The organism is Streptomyces sp. Je 1-369, from assembly GCF_026810505.1.
Lineage (GTDB): Bacteria > Actinomycetota > Actinomycetes > Streptomycetales > Streptomycetaceae > Streptomyces.
On record NZ_CP101750.1, the window covers coordinates 7,150,285 to 7,163,111 of the forward strand.

12 protein-coding genes are annotated in these 12,827 nt (G+C 69.2%); 5 read left to right on the top strand and 7 right to left on the bottom strand.

Annotated elements, in window-relative coordinates:
- Window positions 1–111 precede the first annotated feature (111 nt).
- The 4 genes from NOO62_RS31970 to NOO62_RS31985 form a co-directional block, all read right to left on the bottom strand.
- Entirely contained in the window at window positions 112–1,026 is a 915-nt protein-coding gene (locus NOO62_RS31970; protein WP_268774267.1) for a hypothetical protein, read from the bottom strand.
- A 197-nt stretch (window positions 1,027–1,223) separates the two neighbouring features.
- Entirely contained in the window at window positions 1,224–1,652 is a 429-nt protein-coding gene (locus NOO62_RS31975) for a nuclear transport factor 2 family protein (RefSeq protein WP_268774268.1), read from the bottom strand.
- An 18-nt stretch (window positions 1,653–1,670) separates the two neighbouring features.
- Window positions 1,671–2,621 (bottom strand): hypothetical protein, encoded by a 951-nt coding sequence (locus tag NOO62_RS31980; RefSeq protein WP_268774269.1) that lies wholly within the window; start codon window positions 2,619–2,621, stop codon window positions 1,671–1,673.
- Between the two features lie 164 nt (window positions 2,622–2,785).
- Window positions 2,786–3,670 (bottom strand): chitosanase, encoded by an 885-nt coding sequence (locus NOO62_RS31985; RefSeq protein WP_414930919.1) that lies wholly within the window; start codon window positions 3,668–3,670, stop codon window positions 2,786–2,788.
- Between the two features lie 252 nt (window positions 3,671–3,922).
- Here NOO62_RS31985 and NOO62_RS31990 point away from each other — a divergent pair, with 252 nt between their 5' ends.
- Entirely contained in the window at window positions 3,923–4,570 is a 648-nt protein-coding gene (locus NOO62_RS31990) for a DUF4360 domain-containing protein (protein ID WP_268774270.1), read from the top strand.
- Window positions 4,571–4,697: 127 nt separating this feature from the next.
- Here NOO62_RS31990 and NOO62_RS31995 read toward each other — a convergent pair whose 3' ends face one another.
- The gene (locus NOO62_RS31995) at window positions 4,698–6,905 is read right to left on the bottom strand and encodes an alpha-N-acetylglucosaminidase (protein WP_268774271.1); all 2,208 of its coding nucleotides are present in this window, start codon (window positions 6,903–6,905) and stop codon (window positions 4,698–4,700) included.
- A gap of 270 nt (window positions 6,906–7,175) precedes the next feature.
- Between NOO62_RS31995 and NOO62_RS32000 the strand changes: the two genes are divergently transcribed.
- The 3 genes from NOO62_RS32000 (at window position 7,176) to NOO62_RS32010 (ending at window position 11,115) form a co-directional block, all read left to right on the top strand.
- On the top strand, window positions 7,176–9,005 hold the full coding sequence (locus tag NOO62_RS32000) for an alpha-L-fucosidase (protein WP_268774272.1): 1,830 nt from the start codon (window positions 7,176–7,178) through the stop codon (window positions 9,003–9,005).
- A gap of 183 nt (window positions 9,006–9,188) precedes the next feature.
- Window positions 9,189–10,664: a glycine betaine/L-proline transporter ProP gene (gene proP / locus NOO62_RS32005; protein ID WP_414930920.1), complete on the top strand. Its 1,476-nt coding sequence runs from the start codon at window positions 9,189–9,191 to the stop codon at window positions 10,662–10,664.
- A gap of 40 nt (window positions 10,665–10,704) precedes the next feature.
- The gene (locus NOO62_RS32010; RefSeq protein ID WP_414930921.1) at window positions 10,705–11,115 is read left to right on the top strand and encodes an MATE family efflux transporter; all 411 of its coding nucleotides are present in this window, start codon (window positions 10,705–10,707) and stop codon (window positions 11,113–11,115) included.
- On the opposite strand, the gene NOO62_RS32015 is transcribed toward NOO62_RS32010, so the two are convergent.
- A complete protein-coding gene (locus NOO62_RS32015; RefSeq protein WP_268774274.1) occupies window positions 11,015–11,260 on the bottom strand; it encodes a DUF397 domain-containing protein in 246 nt (81 codons plus the stop codon). The genes NOO62_RS32010 and NOO62_RS32015 overlap by 101 nt on opposite strands.
- Entirely contained in the window at window positions 11,260–12,090 is an 831-nt protein-coding gene (locus NOO62_RS32020) for a helix-turn-helix domain-containing protein (RefSeq protein WP_268774275.1), read from the bottom strand. The genes NOO62_RS32015 and NOO62_RS32020 overlap by 1 nt, the downstream gene beginning before the upstream one ends.
- A gap of 156 nt (window positions 12,091–12,246) precedes the next feature.
- Between NOO62_RS32020 and NOO62_RS32025 the strand changes: the two genes are divergently transcribed.
- Window positions 12,247–12,678 (top strand): ATP-binding protein, encoded by a 432-nt coding sequence (locus NOO62_RS32025; protein ID WP_268774276.1) that lies wholly within the window; start codon window positions 12,247–12,249, stop codon window positions 12,676–12,678.
- The last annotated feature ends 149 nt before the right edge of the window (window positions 12,679–12,827 follow it).

Below are 12,827 nucleotides of genomic sequence, written 5' to 3' on the forward strand. Positions count from 1 at the left end.
ACCCGCTCACAGCCCCCGGTCTCATCCCCCGGGTACAGCTCACGGCACACCTACGCAGTTCCCTCGCGCGGTCAGGTCCCGCGCGAGGGAACGCTCATTCCTGCACGTTGCTCAGCCGTCGATGTCCATCGCGTCGTCGCCGCCGCTCTTGACGACCTTGATGACGTTGCCGCCCGCGTCGCACAGCTCCGCGCGGACGACGTAACCCGCCTGGATGCCCTTCCAGAAGATGACTTCCTGTTGCTGGGCGAAGGACGTGGTCCCCAACGTGTCCACCAGGTCGATCCCGCCGGGCGCGTGGATCACGTACCGCCAGCCGCTGCCGTCGGGCTGCCGCGCCCAGTCGGGCACGTACCCGCCCGGCGAACGGGTCGTGCTGACGAACCCCGTCCGCTGCAGGAGCTTCTGGTAGTGCCGCAGGCTCGCGGGCAGCTTCTCGTTCCAGGGCTTGAAGCCCTTGCCGAGGATCTGGTCGGGCGTCCTGCCGTCCCAGCGGTACAGGGGTTCGTTGTCCTTGCGATACCGCAGCGGCGGCACGTCGCGCCCCTGCTTCCTGTCCTCGCGCATCGACTTCACCTTGCCGGGGTCGATGCCGTAGGTGCTGTCACCGAACCCCGCCGCGGCCTGCGGAGTCGGCGTGGTGGATCGGGGGTGCTTGCCGCGCTCGGCCATGAACGACGGGTAGTCGTACTCACCCGCCTCCGAGTCCGTGCCCCCGTCCGACAGCTCCTCCGCGTCGGAGAAGTCCAGCCGGTCGACGTCCATGGCCGTCGCGTCCTGACCGCCCGCGCGCTGCACCACGGCCTCCTCGGCCCGCTGATGGCCGCAGCCCGCACCGTGCTGGTGCTGCTCCTGCCCGGCGGGCTGCCCGGCCCGGCGGAGCATCTGGACGACGGCGGCGTTGCCCGCCGCGCCCTGGAGGGCGAGCAGCCCGTTGAGCGGGGCGTCGGCCGGGGCCGCGGGTCTGCGGGCCGTGGTCCGCGCTTTCGCGGCGTCGTGCTTTCCGGCGTGGTCGTGGTCGCGCAACGGGGCTCCTCCAGGTACAGAGCCACCCACTCTTCCCGCCTGCCCGCCCTCCGGTCCAGGAACCGAAGGGCAGTCTTACGTGCAGTCTTCGCTGTCCGGGTGGCCTTCCGCTACCGGCTACTCCCGCGCGCCGGACCCCGGGACGGCGTGACCTGACGGACAGCGATGGGGAGCAGGGAAGGGCTGAGCCGCCGCCGTCAGGGGTGGTCGTACCAGGAGAACGCGGCGATCCGCCAGCCCTCCGGCGTGCGGACGAACTGCATCGTCTTCGTGCCGCCGCCCTTGAACGGTTCGCCGTCCATGACGCCCGCCTTGGCGTACTCGCCGAACCGGCACGCGATGTCGCCGACGATGTCGGTGCGTTCCGAGATCTCCCATTCGGCGAACTCGACCAGGCGGCCGTCGGCGAGCAGGCGTTCGCGGGGCTCGATGAACTCCTCCACGGTGTAGGCCGCGTACTGCGGTCCTGTCACGACGATCACGCCGCCGGGCAGCATGAGCCGACGGATCCTGGCGACGTCCGCGGCCTTCCCGCCACGGTTGTCGAAGGCTCCGAAGAATTCGGCGGTCAGTGCGTCGATTTCAGCCTTGGGGTGCTCGGCCGCGGGTATCTCGATCTCGGACATGCCGGGACCGTAACACCCCTACTTCCCGCACACCGTCGCGGAGTTGACCGAGCCGCCCGCGTTCTCGTCGTCCGTGCCGAGCAGGGCCTTCCCGCCGGAGTCCGGCACGCACTCGACCGCCTCGATCTTGACGCCCTCGAACTTGCGCACCACGTCGGGAGACTTGGCGACGGACAGCCGCACCTTTCCGGTGCGGCTCACGGAGAGGTTGCCCGCGTTCAGGACCGCGGAGTCGAAGGGGCCGTCGTCGCCCGCGTCGGACGCCGAGCTGATCACGAGGCGGCCCGACGGTGTGACGGAGATGTCCGAGGCGTGCCGGACGTCGCCGACCGGGTAGGGCGCGCGGAGGCGGGCCGTGGTGACCGGGCCGAAGTCGGCCTCGCCGTACTTGTTGAAGGAGAACGGCGCGGCGCGCAGCGTCGCCGGACGCTTCTTGCCCGCGCCCCGGTCCGCCCAGACCGCCGCCATCTTTCCGTGCCGTGAGGTCAGCGCGAAGCTCTCGTAGTCGTCGCCGTCGGCGATCGCGGGGAGCGGTGAGGTGTCCAGGACCTGGATCTCGTGGCCGGTGACCTTCACGTGGTAGACGAGGCCGCGGCTGGCCAGGGCCACGTATTCGCCGCGGAGGCCGGGTACCGCCTCGATCGCCTCCAGGTCGATGGGCTCCGGGGTGCCCGCCCAGGTGAGTGCTTCGGTGCGGGTCACCGTGGAGCGGTCGGCGCCGGGGCGGTACGTCAGTCGCGCGACGCGGTTCTCGCCGGGCTTCTTGTTGTCGCGTACGACGACGGCGTCCGTCCCTCCGTGCCGCTGGGCCTCACCGGTGACGGCGAGCCCGCTGATGCCGGACGTGATGTCGTCGCCGATCCTCTGCCAGCCGCCGTTCGGGGTGTGCGCGGCGGACGCCGTGAGGCCGCCCGCGGACAGGAGGGCGGCTGTCGCGGTCAGCACGGTCGTGGTCGTACGGAGGAACATGGGGATCTCTCACCTCGGTGCAGGTTGAACGCAGATCAAGTGCGGGGACGGCCGTGTTGACGCGCGTAGACGGGGAGTTGGCCGGGACCGTACCCAGTTCAACCGCTGAGAGGCAAGAGGGAGCGCAGTCGCGCGGGACGCCGTGGGCGTCCCGCGCGTCCGGCCTATCCGATGTGGTACGGATCGCCGTAGACCTTCCAGTCCAGCGGCGGGTCCAGGTTGAGGTTCCGCTTCTTCAGGAAGACGCGCTGTGCCGTGTCCACCCGGCTGGTGTCCTCGTGGGCCGCCTCCTGCTTCATCGCCCAGACGCGCGCGTCGAGGAAGGCGTTCAGGTACGTCACCTCGTCACCGCCCTGGGTCGGGGGCTTGGCGGAGCGCAGCGCGCGCTTGCGGATGTTGCGGAAGCTGGTGGAGTCGCCGCCGTCACCGTGCATGACGATGGCGTCGTAGTAACAGAACTGGCCGAGCGTGCCGACGCCGTCCGCCTTGCCCTGCTTGACGGAGGGGTTGAAGTAGACCCGGTCGCGCTCGTCGTTCTGCGCCTTGCGGAACTCCGCGTCCGTGTCGGCGGCCCGCTCCCAGTCGCGCACGAACGTCGGGTCGAGCCCTTCGTGCGAGTCGGTGCCGTCGACCCTGCGCAGCGCGGGCAGGTACTTGGCGAGGACGTTGCCCGGCTTGCGCCGCGTGTAGAGCTCGACGAGGTCGAGCATGTCGCCGGTGCCCGAGCAGAAGCCGATGATGCCCGCGGTGTAGCCGCGGCCGTCGTCGATGTCCTCGCAGTACCGGTACTGCTTCTTCCATTCGAGCGACGAGTTCTCCGCGCTGCAGACGATCTGCATCGCGATCTCCTTCTTCGCCGGGTCGTCGAGCCCGCCGGCCGTGATGAAGGAGGAGAACGGGGTCGCCGCGCTCGCCGACTGCGTGGCGAGGAGCGGACCCGCCACGGCCGCCGCGCCGATGACGGCGAGCAGGGTGCGACGAGAGGGGGCGGTGGCGGGAGCGGCGTCGGTGGTGCGGGTGGTGCGCGGGTCTATGTGGGGGGTTTCCACGAGGGCCTCCAGATGGGGGAGTTCACATGCCGCGTACTGTTAGGAAGGTTTCCTACCAGAGATCTGGAGTGACGTATACCCGTCAAGACACGTTGAGTCGGGGATTCCGAATGGCCGGACATCGCTCTGTGCGCCGGGCTCATTGGTCCATACGATCCCCTCGCTCACGCAATCCGCTCCAGGCACCCGCACCACGTTCCAGGCACACAGGCACTTCTCCAACCCCCCTCCTCAGCAATGGAACGGAGAACCATGGCCGGTGCACTGCTGCTGAGCGGCGCCGTCGCGGCGCTGTTCGGCTCGACGCTCCCCGCGCACGACCCGACGACGATCCTCGACCCGCCCCCCGACAAGATCGTGATCGAGGTCGCCACGGTGAACGGGTCCGGCTGCCCCCTGGGCACCGCGGCCGTCGCCGTCTCCCAGGACAACACGGCCTTCACCGTGACCTACAGCGACTACCTCGCCAAGGCGGGCGGCGGCGCGGACCCCACCGCGTTCCGTCGCAACTGCCAGCTCAGCCTGATCGTGCACGTTCCCTCGGGCTTCACGTATGCGATCGCCAGCGCGGACTACCGCGGCTACGCGGCGCTCCAGGCCGGTGCCAAGGGCACGGAGAAGGCGTCGTACTACTTCCAGGGCTCGCCCCAGACGGCCTCGATCAGCCATGAGTTCAAGGGCGCGTACAACGACAACTGGCAGGCCACCGACACGACGGACTGGGCCCAGCTCGTGTGGGCACCGTGCGGCGTGAAGCGGAACTTCAACATCAACACGGAGCTGCGGGTCGACCTGGGGACGTCCGATCCCGCGAAGTCGAGCTTCATGACGATGGACTCGACGGATGGCGACATCAGCACGATCTATCACGTCGCGTGGAAGGAGTGCCCCCGCGCGTGAGTCTGGTGGCGCCCCCCGTTCCGGGTTGGTCCGGGGGGCGCCGCTGTTTCTTGCGGGCGGCGGGCGGCGGGCGGCGGGGTGCGGGCTGCGGGTGTTCCGTGGCTGATCGCGCGGTTCCCCGCGCCCCTCAAGGGGCGCTCAGGTGGGCCTGGACCCGTTTCGCCACGTCGTAGGTGGTGCCCTTCGGGCGGGTCGCCAGCTTGCCCGGGGCCTTGATCCAGGCCTCTTCCATCGCGAACCAGTCGATCTTCTCGGGGGCGCGGCTCTCCGTCAGGGCCGACCTGAGCTCCTTGAAGTAGCGCTCCCATCGCAGGCGGTACAGGCCGCCCACCAGGCCCGCCCACTCGCGGTTCGCGTAGTCGCGCAGGCCGGCGTCGGCGCCGGAGCGCGTGCCCCAGACCGTGAGCAGGGAGAGCTGGTCGTAGGCGAGCCGGTCCCGTTCCTCCGCATCGGCGCCCCACGCGCGGGCGTCCGCGACCCAACGCCCCAGCAGGTGACGGGAGTCGGTGGAGACCAGCCGTTCGAGCAGGTCCATCAAGGTGAGCCACTCGCGGGTGAGGCGGTCGAAGCGGGCGGCGTCCCCGGCGCCGTACGCCTCCTTGATGCGCGGCAGCAGGACGCGGCTGCGGTTGGAGAGGGCCTGCCGGGCGATGTCGAGCAGGTCGCGACGGTACGCGGACGAGTTCCGCAACCCGGCTCGCACCGAAAGGAGTTCGCCGAGCGCGGGCTCGAAGTCCGCCGCGTCGTACCGCAGCTTCTTCGGTGACCAGGCCGCCGCCGACTTCGCGGCGAGGTCGGGCCGGGCCCCGAACAGGCCGTCCGCGCCCTCGGCCCACTCGTCGGCGCGGGTCGTTCCGTAGGCCGTGCGGCGCAGGGTGTCCCAGGCGGCTTCGGCGTGCGGGTCGGCGGCGCCGTAGCGGGACGTCGACCACTCCCGGAACCAGGCCTCGAGGTCCAGATCGCCGGTCCGCCAAGCCAGTTCCGAGAAGAGCTCGAAGGCGGCCGGGTTGTTGTCGGCCGCCTCCGGCATGAGGGAGATCCCGGCGAGCGTGCTGCCCTTCTTCGTGCGCCACTTGTCGTACAGGGCCGCCCAGTCGGGGGTGTTGGCGCCGAGCGTCGTGTGGCCGCCGAAGTTCCAGATGGAGCCGAAGGTGTAGGGCGTCGAGCCCCAGTCGGACTCGCGGTCGGTGATGTGCGGGAAGCGGTCGGAGAGGCCGTCGACGACGAGCATCCGCTCCTTGTCGACGGCGTCGGTGATCGCCTTCGGCGGATTGTGCTGCCAGCCGAGGATCACCCAGGTGGCGTCCGGGTGGGCGGCTCGCAACGCCTTCTCGACGCCCTTCGCCGCGTCGCCGACGGGGACGTCGCCGGGTTTGCCGCCCTCGTGGAGGAGGTCCATCTTGTACATCGTGGTCGGGCCGTACAGCTCGTCCTGCGCGCGGTAGAACGCGGCGGCTACGCGCGCGAAATGGCCGGTGCGCGGATCCAGCCAGTCCGGCCGCGCGAAGCCGACCCAGTCGCCCTGCGGAACGGTCCTCGCGCCCGGGTTCTTCTTCTCGAAGCCGGGCGGCACGGTCCCGAACCAGCCCGGCAGGACCGGCGTCATGCCGAGGTCGCGCAGCCGGTCGCAGATGCGTCGGCCCAGGCGGGCGCGGGCGTCGAGCAGCTGCCGGGAGACCGGGTGCGGGAACGACGACATGTTCTGCAGGAGCCACCAGGGCTGGTGGGCGGGGCCGGGTATCCAGGCCCGCAGTTCGGCGTCCGTGTACCCGAACTCCTGGAAGGCGCGGTGGTGGACGGCGTCCGCGCCCGCGTACACGAGGACTTCGTTGTAGCCGTGGAGGGCGAGCACGTCGATCTCGTGCTCCCAGTAACTCCAGTCGTAATACGCCCCGGTGTACCCGTCGTTGGTGTCGTTGAGGACGAAGCGGTGCGGGGTGTTGGCCGTTCCGGTGAGGGGTGCGGTGGGTGCTGGGAGCCGGGTCGGGAGGTGGTCGGTGCGGCTGCCCGCCCAGGTGATGTTCGCGTGCGTGACGTGTTTCAAGTAGCGGCGCAGGCCCGTGAGTTGGGTGGCGGGGGTGGTGCCGGTGACGGTGATGCGGCCGGGGCGTCCGGTGACGCGGAAGGAGTCCTCTCCGTCGTCCTTCCTCGGTGTGGTTCTGAACTCGATCTGGTCCCGGTGGCGGGGGAGCAGGCGCCGGGCGGCCTCGGCGGCTGCGCCGGACGCGGCGGTGTGGGTGGTGACGCCGTCGGCTGACGCGCCGGAACAGGCAGCGGCGGCGACACCGGCGGTCCCGGCGAGGCCGGTGAGGAAGGTGCGGCGGGGGAGGGGCATGCGGGCTCCGTCGGTCGGCTGGGGAGGCGTACCGGAGGTCTCTTCCCCCGTAGGCACCCCGCTTCTAACCGTCGCCAGGATGAAGAACAGACATTCATCGGATCGATGTGTCAGCATGCCGCCAAATGAGCGTCGCCCGCAGCCAGTTGGAACCATTGACATCGGATGTATTCGTCCCTACGTTCCCGTGCGACCCCCAACCCAGGGAACCGGAACAACCGGAACAACCGGAACAACCGGAACAACCGGAACAACACCGGGAGCCGCCCCATGCGCCGCAGAGCCACTGGTCTCGCCCTGTTCCTCGCCGCCGCCCTCGCGGGCACGGCCGTCCCGGCCGCGACGGCCGTGACCGACGCCGCCCCGAAGCCTTCGAAGATCGCGGGCCCCGGCACCGACCACGCCGCCGACGACCCCTTCACCGCCGACCGCACGAACTGGTTCCGTCAGGACCGCTTCGGCATGTTCATCCACTTCGGCGCGTACTCGAACCTGGAGGGCGAGTACAGGCGCCCCGACGGCAGCACCTGCCGCAACGCGGAGTGGATCAAGCGGGAGTGTGACATCCCGATGGAGGAGTACGAGCAGCAGGCGCAGAACTTCAACCCGGCGGACTTCGACGCGAAGGCGGTCGTCAAGGCGGCCAAGGACGCCGGGATGCGCTACATCGTCATCACGTCCAAGCACCACGAGGGCTACGCGATGTGGCCGACGAAGGTCAACGACTGGAACCTGCGCGACCACTCCTCCTTCGACAAGAACCGCGACATCCTCGCCGAGCTGAAGACGGCGTCCGACGACGCGGGCATCAAGCTCGGCTTCTACTACTCGATCTGGGACTGGCACGACAAGGACTTCCCGGATCCGGCGACGTTCCCGAAGTACGAGAAGCGCATGTACGCGCAGCTCAAGGAGCTCGTCGACACGTACGACCCGGCGCTGCTCTGGTTCGACGGCGAGTGGGACACCGACAAGCCGCACAACCCCTGGACGGCGAGGGACGGCGAGAAACTGGAGTCCTACCTCCGCGGGCTCGACCCCGACCTCGTCATCAACAACCGCGTCGGAAAGCGCCGCGTCGTCGACGGCGACTACGGAACCCCCGAGCAGGAGATCCCCGGCGCACCCGTCGACGGCCAGCTGTGGGAGTCGTGCATGACCCTCAACGACCACTGGGGGTACGCGCGTCACGACGAGAACTGGAAGTCGGCACAGACCCTGACCCGCAACCTCCTCGCCACGACGTCCCGCAGCGGCAACTACCTCCTCAACGTCGGCCCGGATGCCCGGGGCCGCGTCCCGCAACCGTCCGTCGACCGCCTCCGGCAGATGGGCGACTGGCTGCGCACGGCGGGCCAGGGTGAAGCGGTCCACGGCGCACGCTACGGCGGCCTGGTCGAGGAACCGGCCTGGGGCCACGTGAGCCGCAAGGGCGACAAGCTGTACGCGGCGGTCACGCGGTGGCCCGCGGCGGGCGGTTCCCTGCACCTCAAGGCACGCACGGCGAACCTCCAAGTGAAGTCGGCGCGGGTCCTCGGCAGCGACCAGAAGGTGACGGTCACCCGGTCGGGCGACGGCTACGACATCGCCCCGTCGGGCGCCGCCACGAACGACACTGCGACGGTCGTCGAACTGCGGGTCGACCCCGGTCCGACGGCACGCCACGGCCGCGGCAAGGGCCTCAAGCAGGAGATCTTCGACAACGAGAACCTCGAAGGCCCCCCGAGGATCACCCGCACCGACGCCACCCTCAATCACGCCTGGAAGTACACCGGCTCCCCGGCCGCGTCGATCCCCGCGGACCGGTTCAGTGTCCGCTGGACGGGATCGGTCGAGCCGCGCCGCTCGGAGACGTACACGCTCACGACCGTCTCCGACGACATGGCCCGCGTCCGGATCGACGGCAAGCTGGTCATCGACTCGTGGACGCCGCACGAGCCGAAGCTCGACAAGGCGGAGGTGCGGCTGACCGCCGGGAAGCGGCACTCGATCAAGGTCGAGTACGCGGAGCGGACGGGCGAGGCGCACCTGAAGCTGCTGTGGTCGAGCCCGGGCCAGGAACAGCAGGTCATCCCCCGGTCGCAGTTGTACGCCCGATGACGTCTGCCCGGTGAGTTTGCGGTGAAACGGGCCTCAGGTCCCTGGGATCAGGGACTTGGGGCCATGTTCGTGAGGACCATCAGCGGGCACTTTCCCTGACCTGGGTTGGCAATGTTGATCGACGGTTGACGATCGACGTCCGACCCGACGGACCCACGTGCCGACAGAGAGAGTGACTGACCAGTGAGCGCGCCCGAAGCCCCTGAAACACCGGCAGCGCCGGCTCCCGAAGCCGTGGCACGGCACCGGGCGCTCTTCCGGGCGATCCACCGCCGCAAGAACCCGCGCCTGCGCCAGACGGACATCACCGTCACCGAGGAGGCCCAGGTCAAGCGCGCGGTGAAGGCGACCGCGCTGGGCAACGCGATGGAGTGGTACGACTTCGGTGTCTACGCGTACCTCGCCGTCATCATCGGCAAGGAGTTCTTCCCGTCCGGGAACGACACCGCGCAGACCCTCTCCTCCCTGGCGACCTTCGCCGCGGCCTTCCTGGTGCGCCCCATCGGTGGCATGTTCTTCGGCCCGCTCGGCGACCGCGTGGGCCGCAAGAAGATCCTCGCGCTCACCATGATCATGATGTCGACGGCGACGCTGGCGATCGGTCTGATCCCGAGCTACGCGTCGATCGGCGTCTGGGCGCCGATCCTCCTGGTCCTCTGCCGCATGGTGCAGGGGTTCTCGACGGGCGGGGAGTACGGGGGTGCCGCGACGTTCATCGCGGAGTACGCGCCCGACAAGCGCCGCGGTTTCTGGGGCTCGTTCCTGGAGTTCGGCACGCTGATCGGCTACACGGTCGCGGCGGTCCTCGTCACCTCCCTCACCGTGGGGCTCAGTGACGACGCGATGCAGTCCTGGGGCTGGCGCATCCCGTTCCTGGTGGCGGCGCCGCTCGGCCTCATCGGCCTCTACCTGCGGCTGAAGCTCGACGAGTCGCCCGCCTTCCAGAAGATGGCGGAGGCGGAGAGCGGACCGGCCGCCGAACGCGACAAGAAGTCCTTCAAGGACTCCTTCTTCGGCCAGTGGCGCGCGATGCTGCTGTGCATCGCGCTGGTCGCGGCGTTCAACGTCACCGACTACATGCTCCTCTCCTACATGCCGACGTACCTCACGCAGCTCGGCTTCGGTGAGACCGGCGGCCTGATGTCGATCGTCATCGTCATGCTGATCCTGATGGCGCTGATCAACTCCGTCGGCCGCCTCTCCGACCGCATCGGCCGCAAGCCGGTCCTGATGGCGGGCTCGGTGGGCTTCTTCGTCCTCGCCCTCCCCGCGTTCCTCCTCATCAAGCAGGGCGGAACGCTCGCGGTCTTCGCGGGCCTGCTGATCCTCGGCCTGGCCCTGGTCTGCTACCTGGGCGTCATGTCCTCGTCCCTGCCCGCCCTCTTCCCGACGGACGTCCGCTACGGGTCGCTCTCCATCGGCTTCAACATCTCCGTCTCGCTCTTCGGCGGCACGACCCCGCTGGTGGTCGCCGCACTGATCGGCGCGACCGGCAACGATCTGATGCCCGCGTTCTACACGATGCTCGCCGGACTCGTCGGCATCATCGCGGTAGCCGCGATGAAGGAGACGGCCCGCAAGCCGCTGGAGGGCTCACCGCCTTCGGTGGCGACGGACGAGGAGGCGCGGGAGCTGGTGGAGGCGCAGCGGGTGTCCTGAGGCAGGTGTCGCTCGTGAGGCGTTGCGTGTTTCGGGTTCGGTGGCTGCGGTGGTGCTGCTCTTGGCCGCGCCCTGGGTCATGCGGGGGTTCGGGGCGGAGGGCGCGGTGGCGGACGCGGGGGCGTTGTACCTGCGGTGCCTCGGCCCGTACTTGGTGCTGCTCGCGTGTTTCATCGGTGTGGCCGGGGTCTACGAGGGCAGCGGCGACAGCCCGTCGCTGGCCCGCATCACGACGGGTGGTGTGGTGGTGCAACTGTCCCTTGCGTACGCACTGTTGGGGTACGGGCTCCCCGGCATTTGCGTGGCGATGGCGTGCGCGGCGGGTTTGCAGTGCGGGGCACTGACGCGCGTCAGGGGTGGGCGGCGTACGCGACGAACTCCGCCCAGGCGCGGGGGGCCAGGGCGAGTTGGGGGCCGTCGGGGTTCTTGGAGTCGCGTACGTGGAGGGTAGTGGGGCAGGGGGCGATCTCTACGCAGTCTCCGTCGCCGCTGCTGCTGTAGCTGGACTTGCGCCAGGCGAGGGCGACTTCGAGGCAGTCGCCGGAGCTGCCACTGCTGTAGCTGCTCTTGAACCAGACCAGGTTGGGGCTGCTCATCATGCTCCTCGCATCCGCTCCAGCAGGCTCACCGAGTCCTCGAATGAGAGAGCCTGTGCGCGCATCCTGGCATACCTCATCTGAAGCATGCTGACCACTTTCGACTCGGAGATGAGTTGGCCGCTCTCTTGCCCCTCGGCGTAAGCGAGCCACCTGTTCTCCGGTGTCTCCAGTAGATGCATGGGGCCATCCAGTCCTGCGTGACTCTTGCGCACCACCGGCATGATCTGAAGTTCGATGTTCCGGCGCTTCGCGAGCCCGAGAACCCGGTCGATGAGTTCCATGGTGACTTCATGCCCGCCCATGCCGCGTAGGAACAAATGTTCCTCAAGAATGAAGCTGTAGGCCGTGTTGGGCCTTTCCGTGAGCAGTAGTTGGCGCCTGGCTCGTGCATCCAGCCGCGCCTCGATCTCTTCGTCGCCGAGTGGAGGGAGCCGGTTCACGAACAACGTCCGCGCATACGCCTCCGTCTGCAACAGACCAGGAATCAACCGGCACTCATACGTCGACAGCGCCACCGCCTCCTGTTCCAGCTGCGCCCACTGGCGGAACCAGGAAGCCAACCCCCGCTGCCGCGACAGCTGGTTCGCCGCCAGCCGCAGCGTCCCGAACGCGTCCAGCGCCACCTCGCACTGGTCGACGAACCGTGGCGGCGGAAAGCGGCGGCCCTGTTCGACGGAGGCGATGAAATGGGCCGAGTAGCCGATTTCGGGGGCCAGGGACTCCTGCGTGTACCCGGCGCGCTTGCGGAAGCTCTTCAGGACCGCACCGAAGGCCTTGAGCCCATCGGTCGGCTCGGGCTCATTACTGCTCGTCGTACTTGACGACATCACGGGTATCCCCTGACGCTCGGCTATCGGTCTGCGCCAACGCGCCCATGCTCACGTTCCGTTACCCGTACTGTCCACCCTTCGCACTCGTACAATTACGCAGCGTACGAGTTTCGTGCCTGGTGCCCCCGGCCGCGTACGGCCACCGTTGCCGCCATGTCGACCCAAGCGCGCCCCGCCGCCGCACCCCACACCTTCGCGCAACGCTTCAGTGCCACGCCCCGGGGTGCCCGCCTCGCGAGGAGGCTGACCAGGTATCACCTGGACGGCTGGGGCATCGCGTACGACACCGAACTCTCCGAGGCCGCCGAGGCGATCGTCGCCGAGCTCGCGGCGAACGCCGTGACCCACGGGCGCGTACCGGGCCGTGACTTCGAGCTCGGCCTGACGCTGCGTACCGACACGCTGCGTATCGAGGTCGCCGACGCGCGCGCGGACGTCGTCTCGCACGTCGCACGCAAGTCCGCGGGCCTCGAAGGGGAGTCGGGTCGGGGGCTCGTCATCGTCGCCGCGCTCGCCACCGAGTGGGGCGTGGCCGGACGCAAGGTCGGCAAGACGGTGTGGGCGGAGCTTCCCGTGCAGCGGTGATCGCCGCCCCCAACACGCAGGGCCACGACCGGTGTTAACCCCGCGTACATTCGAGCGGGGTGTTACCCGACGCGCCGCGTACGCCACGCGGACACCGTCAGGCCCCAGTCTCACGCAAGATCCATCCGTTCCCGGAACGAGGAGACATC